The sequence below is a fragment of the Spirosoma sp. 48-14 genome (assembly GCF_001898575.1).
GTDB lineage: Bacteria > Bacteroidota > Bacteroidia > Cytophagales > Spirosomataceae > Spirosoma.
In genome coordinates, this window is the sequence record NZ_MKUD01000039.1 from 104,391 (window position 1) to 124,663 (window position 20,273).

At 50.0% G+C, this 20,273-nt stretch carries 10 protein-coding genes; 9 read left to right on the forward strand and 1 reads right to left on the reverse strand.

Annotated elements, in window-relative coordinates:
- Nucleotides 1-389: 389 nt before the first annotated feature.
- From BGO59_RS20200 to BGO59_RS20240, 9 genes are all read left to right on the forward strand, one after another.
- Entirely contained in the window at nt 390-983 is a 594-nt protein-coding gene (locus tag BGO59_RS20200) for a sigma-70 family RNA polymerase sigma factor (RefSeq protein WP_293686119.1), read from the forward strand.
- A 189-nt stretch (nt 984-1,172) separates the two neighbouring features.
- Nucleotides 1,173-2,297 (forward strand): FecR family protein, encoded by a 1,125-nt coding sequence (locus BGO59_RS20205; protein WP_293686121.1) that lies wholly within the window; start codon nt 1,173-1,175, stop codon nt 2,295-2,297.
- A 277-nt stretch (nt 2,298-2,574) separates the two neighbouring features.
- A complete protein-coding gene (locus tag BGO59_RS20210) occupies nt 2,575-6,123 on the forward strand; it encodes a TonB-dependent receptor (protein ID WP_293686122.1) in 3,549 nt (1,182 codons plus the stop codon).
- Between the two features lie 77 nt (nt 6,124-6,200).
- Nucleotides 6,201-7,949, forward strand: a complete 1,749-nt coding sequence (locus BGO59_RS20215) for a RagB/SusD family nutrient uptake outer membrane protein (RefSeq protein ID WP_293686124.1) — start codon at nt 6,201-6,203, stop codon at nt 7,947-7,949.
- Between the two features lie 118 nt (nt 7,950-8,067).
- A complete protein-coding gene (locus BGO59_RS20220) occupies nt 8,068-9,912 on the forward strand; it encodes a glycoside hydrolase family 97 protein (RefSeq protein WP_293686126.1) in 1,845 nt (614 codons plus the stop codon).
- A 305-nt stretch (nt 9,913-10,217) separates the two neighbouring features.
- A complete protein-coding gene (locus BGO59_RS20225; RefSeq protein WP_293686128.1) occupies nt 10,218-11,849 on the forward strand; it encodes a hypothetical protein in 1,632 nt (543 codons plus the stop codon).
- Complete coding sequence (locus BGO59_RS20230; protein WP_293686130.1) at nt 11,846-14,215, forward strand: heparinase II/III family protein; 2,370 nt, start codon at nt 11,846-11,848, stop codon at nt 14,213-14,215. Before BGO59_RS20225 ends, BGO59_RS20230 begins: the two co-directional genes overlap by 4 nt.
- Before the next feature lie 96 nt (nt 14,216-14,311).
- Entirely contained in the window at nt 14,312-16,210 is a 1,899-nt protein-coding gene (locus BGO59_RS20235) for a glycoside hydrolase family 97 protein (RefSeq protein ID WP_293686132.1), read from the forward strand.
- Between the two features lie 90 nt (nt 16,211-16,300).
- Entirely contained in the window at nt 16,301-17,491 is a 1,191-nt protein-coding gene (locus tag BGO59_RS20240; RefSeq protein WP_293686134.1) for a glycoside hydrolase family 88 protein, read from the forward strand.
- A gap of 343 nt (nt 17,492-17,834) precedes the next feature.
- On the opposite strand, the gene BGO59_RS20245 is transcribed toward BGO59_RS20240, so the two are convergent.
- Complete coding sequence (locus tag BGO59_RS20245; RefSeq protein ID WP_293686136.1) at nt 17,835-20,156, reverse strand: NHL repeat-containing protein; 2,322 nt, start codon at nt 20,154-20,156, stop codon at nt 17,835-17,837.
- Nucleotides 20,157-20,273: the final 117 nt, after the last annotated feature.

Below are 20,273 nucleotides of genomic sequence, written 5' to 3' on the forward strand. Positions count from 1 at the left end.
TCCTGCTTTAAAGCCAGAAACAATGATACGCCTGGAACGATTTATCCACAGAAATTTACATGGAAAAATTTAATCTTTCTACGCTTTAATCCAGAATACAAACGTTTCCGCAAGCGTTTGCATAGAATAATAGCCACTTACAGCTTTTTAAAATGCAATATACCCCTTGACATCTTGTACTTATACAGTACTTTAGTAGAATATATTCAGGAAAGGCAGTACTGACCCATTTGCCTAAGCGGCTCTTTACCGCTACAGGCCTAACCCAGAAATTGTACTTTACCAGTACATTTCATTTTAAACAGTACGATTAAGTAGGCGGCTTTTGCTTGTCATTAGCTTAAAATGAATATGTACGACACAACGTTTTTAACCGCTACGCATTTATTATGGCGAACTCCGTTTCAATTCCTGTAGACGAACAGCGCATGGCGCAGCTCTGGACTCGGTTTCGGGCGGATGATGAGAAAGCTTTCGATCAATTGGTGGAAGCCAGGTATCGTGTACTATTCAACTACGCTACCCGATTCACGAAAGACCGGGACCTGATTAAGGATTGTGTTCAGGACTTATTCCTCGAATTGTGGAATCGTCGGAAAGCCATTGTCGATACGCCTTACGTTACTATCTACCTGATCAAGGCTTTGCGCAACAACCTGCTGCGAAAACTTCGTCGGGAACGCGGTTGGACTATTGCCGTAGAGGATGACACCGACCTCGATATGCATAGCATCGATGAATTAACCATCGAAGCGAGCTGGGTTGCCGAAGAAACGCAGATTAGTACTGAGCAAAATTTACGGCAGGCCGTCGCTCAATTGCCCAAGCGACAACAGGAAGTGGTGTTCCTGAAATTTTATGAGGGACTTTCCAATGATGATATTGCCCAGGTGATGGAGGTTGAAAAACAGACCGTTGCCAATTTTCTTTACCGGGCCATGTCCCAACTCCGAAATTCGCTACCCCTCCGTATTTTCTCCTAAAAACCATTCTTCATAGATGAACGGCCCTCCTGCATACCTTGTCGGGAGGGCCGTTTTTGTTGGTTTGGCCTTCAAGGGTATCGTATCAAACGAACAGGCAAAAAATTTCAGGAAAATTCATATAAAAAAGAGTATGACCAGAGGTAGGTGGTCTACTTCCTTGCAAACGGGGAATTGCCGGCCGCACCTATGCCTGATTATATACATTATACGTTCGATGACTTTGTGCTGGATAGTCGGTTTCGCCAGTGGGTACTTACGAACTCACCGACTGAACAGGCTTTCTGGAGCAAGTGGCTTCAGGAGAATCCTGATAAAGTCGACCTAGTACTATCTGCCCGGCAATTTGTCAGTCAGATGCAGCAGGCTCAGGACGAATTGTCGGACGAAGAGCTAAGTACCGAGGTGGCCCGTATCCGCATGAATCGGCAGAAAGCGCAGGATTTAGAGCAATCCGACCCAATGCCTGAAGAGCAGCCAGTACCCGGTCGGTTCTGGAGCTGGCTACGAATAGCCGCTGTTATCACGCTGGTAGGATTAGGAGCAGGTGCTTTTTGGTACTGGCGTATGCCCAGCACACCACTCGCTAGCTATCAGCAGACGATTGAGCAAAAGACAGGTACACTACAGGAAGTTCGGAATACAACCAACGCCAGTCAATTGGTTCGATTGCCCGATGGAAGTAAAGTTACCCTGTATCGGGGAAGCCAGATCCGTTTTCCCCGCTCATTTACGGTGCAGCAACGGGAGGTTTTTCTGGTTGGCGAAGCTTTTTTTGACATCGTCCGTCGGCCCAAGCAACCCTTTATGGTCTACACCGACCAGCTAATCACGAAAGTGCTTGGAACTAGCTTCACCGTACGCGCTTATCCGAATGATAAGGAAGCCAAAGTGATCGTTCGAACGGGGAAGGTTTCGGTTTTTAAAACACCAGCCACCGGGAAACTGGGGGATATGAGCGATAGTGAACCCGCCCTTATTCTGACGCCCAATCAGCAGGTGACGTTTCAGGAGATAGATCGGCGGATGGAGCGTTCGTTGGTAGCTATGCCCGAACCCATTGCCACATCAACGGGGCAACCCCAGACCCTGGTATTTGACCACACGCCCGTCGTAACGGTGTTTAAGAAGTTGGAAGCCGCCTATGGCATTGTCATTAATTACGATGCCGATCTATTGGCGGGTTGCGAGCTGACCGCTGAATTTGGCCCAGAATCACTGTTTGAGAAACTGGATCTGATTTGCCGAGCCACCGAATCCCGATACGAAGTCATTGATGCTCAAGTGGTTGTTTACAGCAAAGGCTGCCGCTGAGCCAGTCAACGTTGCCAACATATAGTTTACCAATCTAAACCTACACGATTCGTATGAACCTACTCACCCTGTCGCTACAAATCAGGTAGCCCACTCTTCAAAGCCGTAAGGCCATCGGTGCCCAAACGGAATTACCCCTGCATTATACCAGTCAATACCCTGATGATGATCCAGACCTTGCCTGGGTAAGGGGATTTTTTGTGCCAAACGTAAACGAGTATCTTTCCATATATCTATGCGAACCAATACAAAACCACGACTGATTTTTCAAAAAATCATGCGAATAGCGTTCTATCAGGTCTTTATCCTGGTCTGGTGTTCCAGCCTGGTACTGGCCCTCGATGGGAAAGGCCAGGAAGTACTGAATCGGCCCATCTCTGTCACCATTGAAAATCAACGAGTCGAACAGGCCATCAAACAGATTGGCAAACTAGCTTCTGTGCGGTTCATCTACAGCCCACAGGTAATCCGGTCCGATCGAAAAGTGAACCTTTCGGTGCAGAGTCAACCACTTTCAGACGTGTTGAATGCTCTTTTAACACCATTGCATGTTACTTACGAAGTAGTCGGCTCCCAAATCATCCTGAAAAATACAGACCGAGGTAACAGTCAGTCCGAACCAGTATTACCTGATAAAGAAACAAGAATAGCTATTGCCCCCGCCGACCAGACGGTTTCGGGGACGGTTTCGGACGAAAAGAATAGTCCATTACCCGGCGTAACGGTAGCCATCAAAAACACGACGCGCGGTACAACTACCGATGCCAACGGAAAATATACAATAGCGGTGCCGAACGAATCAGCCATTCTGGTTTTCTCTTTCGTCGGCTACGAACGACAGGAGATCGTTGTAGGGAAACTAACATCACTGAATGTTCAGCTCAAAGGCGAAGCCCGTGGTCTGGATGAAGTAGTAGTTGTGGGCTATGGTTCGCAGAAACGGGCTACCCTGAGCGGCTCCATTGCAACGATTGATAACAAGGTATTTCAGGACAGAGGGGTTGTCGATAACCCACTTTCGGCGTTGCAGGGGCAGGTACCGGGCGTAATCGTTACCCGTGCATCGGCTGCTCCAGGGCGGGCAAGCTGGAACTTTCAGATTCGGGGAGCAACCTCGACCAACAGTACCGAACCGCTGATTCTTATCGATGGCGTCGCCGTAAGTAGTCAGGCCGCCCTCAACTCGATCAACCCAAACGATATTGAGAATATGTCGTTTCTGAAAGATGCTTCAGCCGCTATCTATGGCGCAAGGGCTGCGGGGGGCGTTGTACTGGTAACGACCAAACGAGCGAAATCAGGCAAAACAACCATTCAGTACGACGGGTCCGTTTCGCAGAAAGTACCTGGCTTACAACCGCATCTGATCAATGTGCAGCAGTTTGGCCAGGGGCTGGTCGATGGGACAACCAACGATTATTATGGCGTGGCCCCTACGTCGTTTCTGTGGTATAAATTTGGGCAACTGATGCTAAACCCGCCTGCTTCGGGCTATATCGACTATACAAACGGAGGAACCGTGTCGCCAGCCAACAACCCACTGAACCCAGGCTTTGGCGACGTAAAAGACCAGACGTTCTTTAACACCAACTGGGTCGATGTGCTGTGGGGCAATGCTACCTCAACCCAGCATAATTTAAGCATTTCGGGCCGGAGCGACCGGGCGGGCTACCGGGTATCATTGGGTTATCTGAACGATGGCAGCCTGCTTCAGTGGGGAAAGAACTCCAATAGCCGCTACAACATCCGCCTGACGCACGATTACCAGTTTACGAATAAGCTGAAACTCGAATCGAACATCTCGCTTGAAAAGAATGACATTATCCAACCGACCCTGATTGGCAATGTGATGGGGCAGTACCAGCAACCGGGCCTTCCGGTATCGACCATCGATGGCAAACCGTATGCCTGGGGAACGCAATACAGCCCAAACTGGCAGGCCGAGCTAGGTGGCGAGAATAAGGAGTACAACAACCGGGTATTTACCAATTTCCGGCTTAGCTACCAATTAAGCAAGAATCTGAGCCTGGTTGCACAGGCGGGCTATAACTGGACGGCTACCGATATCAAAGAACAGCAAAAGGTTATCCCCTGGTACAACTACCTGGGTACCCTTCAGGCTGCAGACAACCCAACCCGACAAAATTCCTACTATCTGCGCCGACTGAATAAAGACGCCTATGCTACGCTCAATGCCTACCTGAATTATGCCAGAACCTTTGGGCAGGATCATGACATCAGCGTGACCGTCGGCACCAACTACGAGCGCGACGAAGCCAATCAATATCAGGCTCGTACAAGTTATATCGCTAATGATAATGTGCCTTCACTCAACCTGGGCATTGGGGACGCAACGACGAAGAGCGTAACCGAAGTACAGAATCACTACGCCATCGGGTCGTATTTCGGGCGTTTCAATTACGCTTACCAACAGAAGTACCTACTCGAAGTGAATGCACGCTACGATGGCTCCTCCAAATTCGATGCCTCAAACCGCTGGCAATTCTTCTATGGTTTATCCGGTGGCTGGCGTATTTCGCAGGAAGGTTTCATGAAAGAGCTTACCTTTTTGAACGATCTGAAACTGCGGGCATCCTATGGAACAGTGGGCAATCAGAGTGGTATCAATCTGTATGATTATGTCCAGTTACTAAACGTAGCTGCCACAGGGGGCGCAACCAGTGCCGGTTTTCCCATCATTGGCGCCAGCCCGGTAGTAACGGTATCGCCAACGTCGACCCTAGTCAGCTTGAACCGTACCTGGGAACGGGTCGAAACGACCAACTTCGGGCTTGACTTTTCCGTATTGAATCGCCGTCTATCAGGTAGCTTCGATTATTTCGTTAAATATAACCGGAACATGCTGCTGCCACAGACTTTTCCGGCCGTATTGGGCGCCAGCGCACCAACAGCCAATATTGGTCTCCTGAAAACCTGGGGCTGGGAAGGGTCGTTGCAATGGAACGACCGGATTGGCGAGTTTGGCTATCGCATTGGTGGGAGCCTGACCGACAACCAGAACATTTTGCTCAACTACGGAGGAGCCAACGTCGTTAACCAGGGCTTCAACGGAGCCGTCGAAGGCTATGCCCTCGGCTCGTACTTCGGGCTTGAATATGCGGGGCGTATCCAAACCGCCGAACAACTAGCTGCAGCCCGTGCGCTGGCTCCCGGCAATAATATTAGCATGCCTCTGACCACATCGACTCTGCCCGGTGTTCGCATTGGCGATAACAGCTTCAAAGATCTGAATGGCGATGGGAAGTTAACCGTACCGGGCGATTTGAAATACCTGGGCCGGGATGATCCGCGCTACAGTTTCGCACTGAACCTGGGCGCCGACTGGAAAGGCTTTGATTTTCAGGCGGTATTTCAGGGCGTAGGTAAACGCACGATCTTCCGCGAAGGGAACTGGCGGGTACCATTCGGTTCGATTTTCCAGGGACAAACCGACTTCTGGGTAGGCAAAACCTGGACACCGACCAATACAGATGCCTACTATCCCATTCTGTCGACAGGCCAGAACGCAACATCGTATAATAACTACAACTATCAGATTTCGGACTGGTCGGTTGAAAACGGTGCCTATGTGCGGTTAAAAAACCTGGTCGTTGGCTATACCTTGCCGGTGAGCATTACCAAGAAGATTAAGGTAGATCGACTTCGGGTGTATTATTCGGGGAACGACCTCTGGGAAATCAGCCACATTCGTGATGGCTGGGACCCTGAAGCAACACGTAATGTAGGGCGTGCCAACAGCGAAACAACGTTCACGCGCTACCCATTCTTCCGGCTGCACACGCTGGGCGTAAACCTGACCTTTTAATGAACTTGTTTTCAGCCGATCGGAGCTATAAAACGTCTGCTCCCCGGTTGGCCGAAAGCTAAAAATTTCTTTCCCCAATGAAATCCTTTCGAAAACTATATCTGTATTTGCTGGCGGGTACGTTGACCCTAACCCAGAACAGCTGTAACAAGGCCCTGGATCTGGACCCGCTCGACCAGCTCTCAGATGCGGCCTATTGGCAAACGCCCAACGATTTTATGCTGGCGGCCAACCAGTTTTACACCTACGAACGCTCGTTTATCGATGTGCTTTACGATGCCAATGGCTCTACTCAAAACTACCATTCCGACATCAAAAGTGACTTTATAGCGGGACAGAATGCCTACAGTCGTGGGCTGAATACAGTACCGACAACCGACGCTAACTACAACAATAACTACAGTAAGATCCGTACCATCAATTATTTGCTCGACAAAGCCGCAACCTATGGCAATCAGGCCGACATTGCCAAATATGTAGCTGAAGCCAAGTTTTTCAGGGCGTACGTGTATTTCGATCTGTTGCAGATTTTTGGCGGTGTACCCATCATCAGTAAAGCACTGGGTACAACCTCACCCGAGCTACAGGCTCCCCGCAATACACGGGACGAACTGGTTGACTTTATCATTAAGGATTTAAACGAAGCAATTACAGCTTTACCGGCCAAAACAGCCCAGAATGCATCTACGGAGCAGGGAAGGATCAACAAAGAATCGGCCCAGGCATTTCTGGGACGAGTCGCGCTATACGAAGGCACCTGGCAAAAGTTCCGCAACAACACAGCCCGCGCCAATACGCTCCTCGATGTATCCGTTACCGCCAGCGGGACCGTCATTACGGGTGGCCAGTACCAACTATTTGCTCCAGCGGCCTTAGGCGATTCGGCGCAGAAATACCTGTTTATTCTTGAAAATCAGAAATCAAATCCGGCCAACCTGACCAAAAGTGCGAACAACGAATACATTCTGGCTAATCGCTACGACTGGACACTTCGCCAAATTCGCCAGAATGTGTCTCGGCAGGCTAATAATGCGAATCCAACCAAAAATTTCGCCAATCAATTTCTGGGTAAAGATGGATTACCTATCGAAAAATCCGCGCTTTTTAAAGGCTATACGACCATGAATTCGGAATTCCAGAATCGTGATAACCGAATGCAGTATACATTGAAGCAAGCCAATGGCTACTATTGGTTCGGAATCAACAACCCACGCGTCGACTGGACAGGCGGAGCGGCCGATCGGGCAACCGCCAATGCATCGCCGTTCAAACCTTATGCCAATAGTCTCAGTGGTTATGCCAACCAGAAATGGATTTCGGAACGGGCTGTAGCCGATAACGAAGAAGGCTACGACTATCCGGTGATCCGGTATGCCGAAGTGCTGCTGAACTATGCCGAGGCTGTATTCGAACGAAATGGAACGATTAGCGATGCCGACCTGGACAAATCACTGAATTTGGTTCGACTGCGGGTCAATAAATCGATGCCCAAACTTAGCAATGCTCTTGTACAGGCCAATGGACTGGATATGCGTACCGAAATCCGTAGAGAACGTAATGTGGAATTGTTTTATGAAGGATTCCGGGTAGATGATATCAAACGCTGGGCCGCTGCAGACGTAATGAAGCAACCACTGGTTGGTATCAAATGGACGGGCACCGAATACCAGTCACTATGGCCTTCACAAGCCTCAACCGCCAAAGATGCCGATGGTAACCTGATTGTTGATGGAAGCCGCTCGTTTAGCGATAAGAACTACCTTCTTCCGATTCCTACACAGCAGATCCAGTTGAATCCGCAGCTAACTCAAAATCCAGGCTGGTAAGTATCTATTTACTAAAATTTGCCTTAAATAGAACACGGATTTTTATGATCATTGTGATTTTAATCTGTATAAATCATACTATCATAGAAATCCGTGTTCTATCAACGTTGAATGTAGAATGACTGCGAAGATTTATCAGATCGTATGGATTGTCCTGTTAGCTACTTCGTTAGCAACGGCAGTTCCGAAACCTACAACGTATCATGCCAGTTCGCCCGACGGAAAGACGCGTATAGAGGTATCCGTTAATGATCAGAAGGTGCTCACTTACCGGATTCTGTTTGCCGGTGAACCTGTACTGAACTGGTCGGCGCTTGGCTTCCAATTAAACACAACGGCTGCCGGGCAACAGGTTGTGGTTAAGAAATCAGGGCAACGTGCCCACAACGAACAGATACCGTGGCCGCTGGGTGAAAACGATGTCATTACGAATACGTATAACGAGTTGACTCTCGATTGTCAGTCAGGAACCGTTTTGTTTCAGGTCGTTGCTCGTGTGTTCGACGGGAGCGTAGCGTTTCGGTATGGGTTACCGAAACAGAAAGATAGCGAAACCGGGCTGATTCGGGCCGAACAAACCACCTTTGCGCTGACGGACAACTACACCATCTATCAGTATAACGAAGAGTCGGTATTTACGCCAACGACCATTGGTGAGCTGCAAAAAACCTGCGATTTCCCGGCCACATTGACCAACGGACGACTCTTTCTGTCGATTGGTGAAGCCGACAACCCGAACTATACAAAACCCGTTCTGACGAAAGGGACAGTCGCTAATTCATTGGCGGTTGCCTTCGAAAAGGACTCCGTTAAATCAACGGCGGGCTTTCGAACCCCCTGGCGTACGATTAGCGTGGCCACCTCGGCCATCGGTTTACATGCATTCAGTGACCTTCCTCTGCGGCTCTGCCCGCCGACGGCCCAGGCCATTCCGGGCTGGATTAAACCGGGTAAGCTAATCCGCTCATCACTGACTACACAGGGTGGGCTAAATTGTATTGACTTTGCCGCCAAACACGATTTTCAATACATTATGTTCGATGCGGGTTGGTACGGGTCCGAGTTCCGCACCACATCCGACCCGACGCAGGTGATTCCGGCTATCGACATGCCTAAAGTGATTCAGTATGGAAAGGAAAAAGGCATAGGAGTCATCCTGTACGTGAACCGGGTTGGGCTACGGGCCAGGCTGGATGATATTTTGCCTTTGTACAAAAAATGGGGTATTGCCGGGCTGAAATTCGGGTTTGTGGACGGGCTAACCCAGGAAGGTATCACGTGGCTGGCCGGAGCGATCAAAAAGGTCTACGATTATGGCTTCATTCTGGATATTCACGACAACTATAAGCCGACCGGCCTGAGTCGAACATTTCCCAATCTGCTGACCCAGGAAGGCATTCGTGGCAACGAAAACAACCCCGATGCATTCCATAATACCGTGTTGCCGTTCACCCGCTTTCTGGCCGGGGCCGCTGATTATACGTTCTGTTACCCCAATACCAACCGCTACTTTAGCGACAACCTCCTGAAGACCAAGTTACAGGTCAGCAAAGGTCAGCAACTGGCGCTGTCGGTTGTGTATTTCAGCCCTTTACAGGCGATTTTCTGGTATGGCAACCCCACCGACTACAACGATGAGGGCGAAATCGAATTTTTCAGGCGAGTGCCTACCGTCTGGAATGAAAGCCATTACCTGACCGGCGAAATCGGTAAACATATCAGCGTAGCACGTCGGCGGGGTAAAACGTGGTACATCGGTTCGGCGGCTGGCTTATCGGACTGGACGGGATCACTGCCGCTCCTGTTTCTTGCACCGGGCAAATCCTATCAGGCAACCCTGTACGAAGATGACCAAACGGGCGGTATTCAGAAACGAGTCGTTGCAGTGAAACAGGGCGATACGCTTCCGGTCAGTCTGAAGGCCAAAGGTGGGCAGGCAATCATCATCGACGAAATCAACTGATCTTAGAACCTGTTTGAATTTCCTAAAAGGAGCCTGTAGTAAGCATATTTTTTTGTCATTGCGACGCAGGAGCAATCTTCGGGACTCTTAAAAAGAGACTGCTCCGAAGATTGCTCCTGCGTCGCAATGACAAAAATGCCTGTCCTACAAAAATTTAAACAGGCTCTTATTTTCGTCAATATCGGCCCAGACAAGGGTATCAGTCCATTCGACCTGTCTATTTCCTGGCAGAGAGCTTCCCGACGAAGAATGATCCAGCGTGAGTCGTTGGACATGCCTGCGGAAAGGTCAGCTAATTGCGACGTATGATTGTCAGGAATGTATTAACGGTTGTTTTTGGGATTATCCTGTGCCTGCACGGCTCCGCATGGGCGCAGGTATGGCAATGGTCGGTTCCGGTTCAATCAGTAACGTCGTCGGAAACGAACGATCATCCGCAGGCTTTTTTGTGGATTCCCGACAAGTGCCAATACGTACGGGGTGTCGTGGTCGGGCAGCACAATATGCTCGAAGAAGGCATTTTTGAGCATCCCGACTTTCGGAAAACCATGATCAGACTAGGCTTTGCTATCGTGTGGGTAACGCCTATGTTCAACCAGACCTTCGACTGGAATCCGACTCGCTCATCGAAAGGGGCTGGCATCGAATTTACCGATATGATGACCCGACTGGCCGAGGTATCGGGCTATACCGAACTAAAGATTGCTCCGGTTGTTCCGCTTGGGCATTCGGCACTGGCTAGCTATCCGTGGAATTTTGCCGCCTGGAATCCCGGCCGAACCCTGGCTATCCTGTCCATTCATGGTGATGCGCCCCAAACCAATCTGACGGGTAGCGGGCGACCAAATCCCGACTGGGCCGGACGAACCATCGATGGTGTACCGGGCCTGATGGTCATGGGCGAATACGAGTGGTGGGAAGACCGACTCACCCCAGCTTTTGCTTATGTGGCTAACCACCCAGCTACCCCGTTTAGCCTGCTGGCCGATGCGGGTCGGGGCCATTTCGATAATTCCGATACTATGGTTCGGTTTCTGGCGCTCTATCTCGAAAAGGCGGCTAACTACCGATTACCCAAAACGTCGGGCCAGCAGGATACCGTTGTGCTGAAACCGATTGATCCCCGGCAAGGCTGGCTGATGGACCGCTGGCGACGCGACAGTTTACCCACGGCAAAACCCGCTCCGTATGCGGTTTACAAAGGCGATAAACGCGTAGCAAGCTGGTGTTTCGATAAGGAAATGGCCGAGGCTACTGAAGCTATTTACGGTAAATCCCGAGGTAAAAAACTGCAACAGCTGGGATTTATGCAAAATGGTCAGTTGCTGAAGCCCACAAAAGCACATGCCAACTATCAACTGCCGTTTTGGCCTGATGCCGACGGTATTACATTTCATCTGAAGAGTTTGTTTACGGATACCTCACGCATACAACCGACTCCCGAACACGCTCGCACACGCATCACCATCGACCGAATTTGCGGTCCTGTTCGAAAACTGAACGATACGACGTTTCAGATCAGCTTTTACCGCATGGGTTTTGCGAATCCCAAACGTTCAAACGACATCTGGCTGCTGGCATCGAACGATGGCGACCAAACGTATAAAAGTATTGTCCAGCAGGCTGCTATGCGCTTTCCCATCGCCAACCGGGAGGGTCAGCCGCAAACCATTACATTCCCGACTATCCCGAATCAGAAGGTAGTGGTAAAAGCCATTCCGTTACAGGCCGTTTCGGATGCCCGGTTGCCGGTATACTATTACGTAAAAGAAGGTCCGGCGGTGATTGACCAGAATCGATTGGTGTTTACGGCCATTCCACCCCGGAGCAAAATGCCCATGAAAATAACCGTTGTTGCCTGGCAATACGGCACCTGTGTGGGGCAGAAAATACAATCGGCTACCCCAGTCGAACAGTCCTTTTACCTCGAATTATGAAAGCCTTAATCATTAGTCTGCTTGCCCTGCTTTTTGGCGTGAATGCCGCCCAGGCCCAGAAAGCCCATCCATATCTGTTCTATACCCCGCAACGAACCGAACGGCTGAAAGAGCGGATCAAAACCGATACGTTGCTGGCCAATCGCTGGAACGCCATCCGGCAGCGGTGCGATACATGGCTGGCGGAGCCTAAAGGGGGTAATATGGAACAACTGGCACTGGCATACACTATGACTGGTGATAGTCGCTATGCTGATCGGGCTAAAACATTGCTCAATGAGTTAGTCAGTCGCCCTTTCTGGGATGGTATGGACGACCGTAGCCCACGCTGGAATGCCGGATTGGGAACCAGCCACAACAACTGGGCTGCTTCCGTAACGTTCGATGCTATTTATAATGCCCTAACCAAGGACGAACGTAAAGCCATTGCCAGTAAGATCGTGAAGCTGGGCATTGAACCGTCCATCGCCGATTGGGTATCGAAAGACAAGCGAATTCAGTCGCTCAATAACATGGGGCACAACTGGTGGGCTGCCATCGTTTTTGAAGCGGGAGTCGCGTCGCTGGCCGTCATGAGTGAAGTGCCACAGGCTAAACAATGGGCCGCCGATATTATGCAGGACAGCCGCCAGTGGTTTGCTTTTGCGGGAAGTGTACTGGAAAACAAACCATCGAACTTCGATCCGGCCGGTGGGTTTTACGAAAGCGTCAGCTATGCCAATTATGGTGTGTCGGAATACCTGCTGTTTCGGCTGGCCTACACAAATGCACAGGGAGCCATTAGTATGCCGTATGACAGGCTGCTGCAAAAAACTGTTGATTGGTTTATTAATGTATCGTATCCACGATCAACGAACAGGCCGCTCATGTCGCTCAATTTTGGCGACAGCAACGACTTCGCCAACGGCGACCGACCCGCTAAATTACTGATCGCGCTGGGCTTGGGGAAAGACGATTATTACTGGTATTTACAGCATACGGCCCGTAATCAGTTTCGGGAAGATCTGGGCGTCGGTACACCCATGGGTCTTCTGTATCAGCCCGAAGCAAAGCCCGCTCCCGCCACACCCGCTTTACCAACATCGGCAATCTACGGAGCGATGGGCTGGGGTATGCTGCGCGATTCGTGGAAACCTGACGCGACGTTGCTGGGGGTGAAATGCGGTTTTACCTGGAACCATGCCCATGCTGATGCGGGCTCGTTTGTGCTTTACCATAAAGGCGAAAACCTGCTGATCGATGGGGGCGACGTAGGCTACGGTAACCCTGAATACAGTAGCTATTTTGTAACGAGTCGCGCTCATAACGTGCTCATGTTCAATGGTGTGGCGCAGGATGCCCGCGACCAGTACAGTGCCGTAAAAAATCCGGGACATCTCTACAATCTGATCGATGGCGGTAGTCGGGCGACCGGCACGCCGGAGCGGCTCCGACTGAAATATCTACTGGCTGATGCAACCGGTCCAACCTCCCGGAATTTCCTGCGCAACTACCGCAATTTTCTCTGGATTGGCAATGTGATTCTGGTGATCGACGATGTAAAAACCTACGACATCGGTAGCTTCGATTTTCTGCTGCATTTTGCCGACAAAGCCGTCAAACGCGGCCCCGATTTCGAGATCACGAAAGATAGTGCAGCCATTCTTTTTCGGCCCTTATACCCCGAAATGCTGCCGCTGGGCTATCCGCACGATCTTCCTGAAAAGATGAAGTTTCGGACAGAATACGGCCTGAAAGATCGGACAACCAACGTGCAGATTCCATACTACGTGTTGTCGCCCCCCGAGAAAACCGACCGGACCAAGTTTGTTAATGCCATTCTGCTATTGGACGAAACCAATCGGCCGATCCAGACCGCAACCGGGTCGTCGGGGGCAAGCGGAGCCGCCGGGCGGAGTAATCTACCTATCATCGAAAAGTTTGAGGGGACTAACTACATCGGTATACGGATTACACAAAACGGGCAGGTCACCGAATTGTATATCAACCTGCTAGCCGATGGGCGGCTGATGCATCGCAACGCCAATACGGTAATCAATGGTTGGGAAACGGATGCGTACCTGTCAGCCATAACGTTTCCTGAGCGTGCCGACCGGCAAGACCCCGCCCAGTTATCGTCGGTCTTCATTAGTAATGGGAGCTACCTGCGACGGAACGGGAAGCCCCTGATAAGCTCGCTCTCGAAAGTAGTTCTGTATGCGGCAAAAACCGGGAATGAATTGGAGGTACAGCTACAGGGGCAGCCACTGATCGAGGCCTCGTTGGGGTTTGATAACGTGAGGAAACTAATGGTCAACCAAAAAACGGTGGCTCCACAATACGATTCCGATAAGCTGCTACGGATTGAGGTAGACGAAACGAAGTAATGACCATAGAACACTGATTTTCAGAATCGAGATGATTAACACGGAGCATAACAAATCATCCTCACATAAAAATCAGTGTTCCTTATTCCTATGTGTATGATACGCATTTATTCGCTGATTGTCTGTTTTTTGTTAGCTCAGATTGGGCGTAGTCAACCGACAGAACACCGCCTGCAATCGCCAGATGGTAAACTGGAGCTTGTGTTTACGCAAAAGGAAGTGAGCCCTGGCAAACGCCAGATGACCTACCGCGTCGATTACCTGAAAAAGCCGGTAATTCTCGAATCGGGTTTGGGCGTTCAGATCGACAATCATGTGTTCGAACACGCTATGGCCCATAAAGTGACTACCCCGCCCGGTACACTGGGCGTAAACTGGTGCGATAACCTAACCATCAAAAACGTTGTCAAAACAACGAAAGATACCACCTGGAAACCCGTTTATGGCGAGCGAAGTAAGATTCGTGATCACTACAACCAGCTCGACATTCAGCTCCAGAAAGAAGACAGTCCTGACTACGAACTGCACGTAATTTTGCGGACCTATAACGAAGGCATTGCCTTCCGGTATTTCTTCCCAGAACACCCCAAAGGCCTGTACTACCGGGTAATGGCCGAAAACAGCGAGTTTACGCTACCCGCCGAAACAAAAGCCTGGTATACCGCCTGGGCGCAGGGAGCCTATCAGAAACTACCCCTTGCTGCCTGGCCAGAGACATCAGAGCGTCCGTTGACGCTTGCTTTGCTGAATGGCCTCTACGTTAGTCTGGCCGAAGCTGAGCTGACCGACTACGCCATGACCAAGTTCAAACTCTCGCCCGACAAACCGAATACCATTATCACGTCGATGTACGAGAGTGCTGATCTGATGTCGGACGTCGGAACGCCCTGGCGGGTGGTGATGGTAGCTGAACGTCCGGGTAAACTGCTCGAAAACAACGATATTCTGCTGAATCTGAATCCACCCGCAACTGTCGCTAACACCGATTGGATTAAACCGGGAAAGATGATGCGGGAAGTAACCCTGACCACCGAAGGCGCGATGTCGTGCATCGACTTTGCGGCTGCTCACAACCTGCAATACATCCTGTTCGACTGGAAATGGTATGGTCCGGCATTTACCTTTCAGTCGGATGCCCGGCAGGTTGTCGCCCCTATCGACATGCCCAAAGTGATCGCTTATGGCAACGAAAAGAATGTGGGTGTGATTCTGTACGTGAACTTGCAGGCGCTTTACAAGCAGATGGACCAGATTTTTCCGCTCTACAAGAAATGGGGCGTCAAAGGCGTGAAGTTCGGGTTTGTGGAAGTTGGTTCGCACCGCTGGATGACGTGGCTAACCGAAGCCAAGCGTAAGGCATTGGCAAACAATCTGATGGTTAATATCCACGACGAATACCGGCCAACCGGCACCAGCCGTACCTATCCGAACGTGATGACGCAGGAGGGTATTCGCGGTAACGAGGAGTTTCCCGATGCTACCCACAACACGATTCTTCCTTTCACACGCTACCTGGCCGGGGCTGGCGATTACACCATTTGCTATTACGATAAGCGGCTGAAAAATACGCACGCGCACCAGCTAGCCATGAACGTCATCTCGTATAGCCCGTTGCAGTCGGTGTTCTGGTACGATAAGCCCGCTCTTTATAATGGTGAACCGGAAATCGAATTTTTTGCCAACGTGCCGACCGTCTGGGACGATACCCGTGTGATTCACGATGCCATTGGCGAATACGTGACTATTGCCCGCCGGAGTGGCAACGACTGGTTTGTGGGTACAATTACCAACAACGACGGTCGGATGCTTAAGCTGCCGCTGGATTTTCTGCCCAAGGGCAAAACTTACACGGCTCACATCTATTCCGACGATCCGGCTGTGGCGACGAAAACGCAGGTACGGGTGGCGACCCAGATCGTAAAAGCTGGACAGTCGCTCGATATGAATCTCTTACCCCGTGGTGGTCAAGCCGTTTGGTTGACACCTGTACGATAGGCTCTTTCGGCAGGATTGACAGGATTTGCCCATACGGCTACAATCCTGTCAATCTTATAAATCCTGTCATGAAAAAATAATTCTGCCCTTATGCGCTATCTCCTGATTCTACTACTGGCGTTTGTGCCACGGCCAGCATTTAATGTGAATGCGCAGTTGGATTACTGCGTTCGTCAGGCCACTCAAACGGCCGCTTCTATCCCCACCACTCAACCCAACCTTCCCCGTAACATACTGAATGGTAAAACCACCTGGAACTACGTCGGCTATAAAGACTGGACAAGCGGGTTCTGGCCCGGCACCTTGTGGTATCTCTATGAATATACCAAAGATGCCCGGTGGAAAGCCAAAGCCGATACGTTCACCCGAGAGTTGACCCCGCTGGCCTATCAGAAAGCCATCGACCACGACCTGGGTTTTCAGATGTATTGCAGTTTCGGCAATGGGTTGCGGTTAACCCGTGATCCGGCGTACAAAAAAAATCTGCTGGCTGCAGCCGATACGCTGGCCACGCTGTTTAATCCTAAAGTTGGTACGATTCTGTCGTGGCCGCGACCGGTGCCCAACATGGAATGGCCGCAGCACAACACCATTATGGACAACATGATCAACCTCGAACTACTGTTCTGGGCGTCGAAGAATGGAGGTGGCAAACGACTCTACGACATGGCCGTTTCGCACGCAACAACAACCATGAACAACCATTTTCGTCCCGATCATACCTCCTATCATGTGGTGGTTTATGACCGCGAGACCGGCAAAAAGATAAAAGGCGTTACGCATCAGGGCTACGCCGACAACTCCATGTGGGCCAGAGGGCAAAGCTGGGCTATCTACGGCTATACGATGACCTACCGCGAAACCAGAGATCCGAAATTTCTGGATTTTGCCCAGAAGGTATCGGATGTGTATCTAACGCGCTTACCCGATGACCTGATTCCCTACTGGGATTTCAATGCCCCCGATATTCCCAACGCCCCCAAAGATGCCTCGGCGGCAGCCGTTACAGCATCGGCCTTGCTCGAACTGTCGACACTGGTGAATGATAAGACCAAAGCAGCCGTCTACCGCACCAAAGCCGAACAAATGCTGAACAGCTTATCTTCGGCAGCTTACCAGAGCCGCACCACAAACAGCGCATTCCTGCTGCACAGCACGGGCCATAAGCCCAATAACAGTGAAATCGACGCATCGATCAACTACGCCGATTATTACTACATCGAAGCGCTGCTGCGGCTGAAAAAGCTAAAAACCGGGAAAAATGTGCTGGATGTGCTATAAATCCCAGATGGTTTCCTGACGAACAAACCAACTGACAACAGCATAAACAATGAAATAAAAAAACGGCATATACGCATTGTATAGGCCGTTTTTTTATTTTTCGTGCTCCTGAAGACGCTTAAATTCCCCACATAAACACCTGATTATCAGACGAAAATATCAAGACAAAAACAGCAGTTGCTGGATTGAGAAATAAGTGAAGTAATATCTATAAAATGATTGGCAACGGTTGCCAGATAATGGTTCAATCTTTGTTCCTTTGAAGGAAGCTGCATGGAATTGATGATAGCAGAGTTAGGTTAGAGATTCTTAAAGAGCATACGAATTATAACTATTAATTAGCTTATGGCAGGCCAAGCTCTACTCTGCTATAAGCGTTCATTAACAATCGCCCATTGACTCCAAAATACATATTCAGTGCGTGGCCTTGATAGCTATCTGGTAAGCTAACGGGGTGATTGATTTGTACGGTATCTGTGCTGACCGGCACCCTACCGCAGGACCACACGCTCGTGTCAGTCCAATTTCCCGCCTTCAAGGAAAAGCACACGTTATAGGGGGCACTTACCTTGCGGATACGATGGTTATTCAGGTCAGCAATATAGAAATTGCCACTGCCGTCTACTGCCACACCAAAAGGAGATCGCAACCAGGCAGAAGTGGCTGGGCCTCCATCTCCACCATAGCCATAAGCGCCAGTACCGGCTACCGTGGTAATCACACCCGAAGAGTTCACTTTACGGATGCGATTGAAACCATTCGCGATATAGAGATTGTCACTACCATCTATCGCTACATCAGTGGGGTAATATAACCAAGCTGATATTGCCTGCCCCCCGTCTCCAAATAGGCCTGGACTGCCTGTTCCGGCTACCGTGATGATCCTTCCCGACGTGTTTACCTTACGGATACGATGGTTGTATTGATCAGCAATATAAAGATTACCATTGCCATCTACAGCCACACCGGTAGGAGAATCCAACTGAGTGGAAGTAGCCTGTCCTCCGTCCCCATTATAACCAGCGTTACCCGTACCGGCCACAGTAGTGATTATACCCGAAGGGCTCACTTTACGGATGCAGTGATTACCAAAATCAGCGATGTAGAGATTGTCGTTACCATCCACCGTCACACCAAAAGGGGTGTACAACTGAGCGGAAGTGGCCTGTCCCCCATCACCACTGTAACCCGCATCGCCAGTACCCGATATGGTCATAATGCCACCCGAAGGGCTTACCTTACGGACTCGATGGTTATCCCGATCCGCGATGTAAAGATTTCCATTGCCGTCCACTGCTACACCAGTAGGAGAATATAACTGGGCGGAAGTAGCCTGCCCTCCGTCCCCATTATAACCAGCGTTACCCGTACCGGCCACAGTAGTGATTATACCCGAAGGGCTCACCTTTCGGATGCAGTGATTATTCCGATCCGCGATGTAAAGATTACCATTACTGTCCACTGTTAAACCATAAGGCTCACTCAACTGAGCGAAGGTGGCCTGCTCCCCATCGCCACTATAGCCCCCAATGCCCTTTGTTCCATTACCTGCCACAGGGGTAATTATCCCAGACGTATTTACTTGGCGGATACGATTGTGAGTATAATCACCGATGTAAAGATTGCCGTTGCCATCTATAGCTACACCAAAAGGATAATACAATTGGGCTAAGGTAGCTGGCCCTCCATCTCCACTATAACCACCATTACCTGTACCAGCAATAGTGGTGATTACTCCTGACGGGCTTATTTTGCGTATGCAATGGTTATTGCCATCCGAGAAATAGAGATTGCCACTACCATCCACCGACATACTATAGGGAAAGTCCAAGCGAGCGGAGGTAGCTTGCCCTCCGTCCCCACTGTAGCCCTGATTACCTGTACCAGCTACCGTGGTAATCACTCCGAAAGTGTCAACTTTACGGATGCGGTTGTTGTACGTATCCGCGATGTAGAGATTACCACTGCCATCCACTGCCACATTATAAGGGTTATTCAACTGAGCAGAGGTGGCCAGACCTCCATCTCCACTATAGCCATAAGTGCCCGTACCAGCCACGGTAGTAATTACTCCTGACGCATTTACCTTACGGATGCGGTAATTATCTCGATCTGCGATGTAGAGATTACCACTGCCATCAACAGCTACATCTAAAGGGTATTGTAACTTGGCCGAGGTGGCCGGACCTCCATCGCCACTATAGCCAGCGTTACCCGTACCAGCCACAGTAGTGATTATACCCGAAGGGCTGACTTTGCGAATACGGCAGTTACCAAAATCGGCGATGTAGAGATTACCACTACCATCAACAACCACACCAAAAGGGGAGTATAACTGGGCCGAGGTGGCCAGACCTCCATCGCCACTATAGCCCTGATTACCCGTACCGGCCACTGTAGTAATCATCCCTGAAGGATTGACTTTGCGAATGCGATGATTAGCCCGGTCGGCGATGTAAAGATTACCATTCCCATCTACAGCTACACCAAAGGGTTCACTCAACTGAGTGGATGTAGCGGGCACATTTTCGCTGCCGAAGCCCGCCACTGTTGTAATCACTTGTGCTAATCCAGAGGTGGTCAGTCCAAACAGAAGCAATAAATAGAAAAAAATAAATAGAAAAGCCAGATGGAGCCGCAGGAGTGGTTTTATATGTACACGCAAGAGGGATAGGATTAATAGATAAATAATGAAGCTGTTTAAACTTAATGGAAAATCCCCAAAGCTGTGTGAATTTTGAGGTGCGAACTTCAAATAAACACTGCAATGGGGATCATACAC

Coding starts and splice junctions, on each gene's coding strand:
- BGO59_RS20235 (WP_293686132.1), top strand. CDS start 14,312: ATGATACGCATTTATTCGCTGATTGTCTGTTTTTTGTTAGCTCAGATT.
- BGO59_RS20205 (WP_293686121.1), top strand. CDS start 1,173: ATGCCTGATTATATACATTATACGTTCGATGACTTTGTGCTGGATAGT.
- BGO59_RS20200 (WP_293686119.1), top strand. CDS start 390: ATGGCGAACTCCGTTTCAATTCCTGTAGACGAACAGCGCATGGCGCAG.
- BGO59_RS20210 (WP_293686122.1), top strand. CDS start 2,575: ATGCGAATAGCGTTCTATCAGGTCTTTATCCTGGTCTGGTGTTCCAGC.
- BGO59_RS20225 (WP_293686128.1), top strand. CDS start 10,218: ATGATTGTCAGGAATGTATTAACGGTTGTTTTTGGGATTATCCTGTGC.
- BGO59_RS20220 (WP_293686126.1), top strand. CDS start 8,068: ATGACTGCGAAGATTTATCAGATCGTATGGATTGTCCTGTTAGCTACT.
- BGO59_RS20215 (WP_293686124.1), top strand. CDS start 6,201: ATGAAATCCTTTCGAAAACTATATCTGTATTTGCTGGCGGGTACGTTG.
- BGO59_RS20230 (WP_293686130.1), top strand. CDS start 11,846: ATGAAAGCCTTAATCATTAGTCTGCTTGCCCTGCTTTTTGGCGTGAAT.
- BGO59_RS20240 (WP_293686134.1), top strand. CDS start 16,301: ATGCGCTATCTCCTGATTCTACTACTGGCGTTTGTGCCACGGCCAGCA.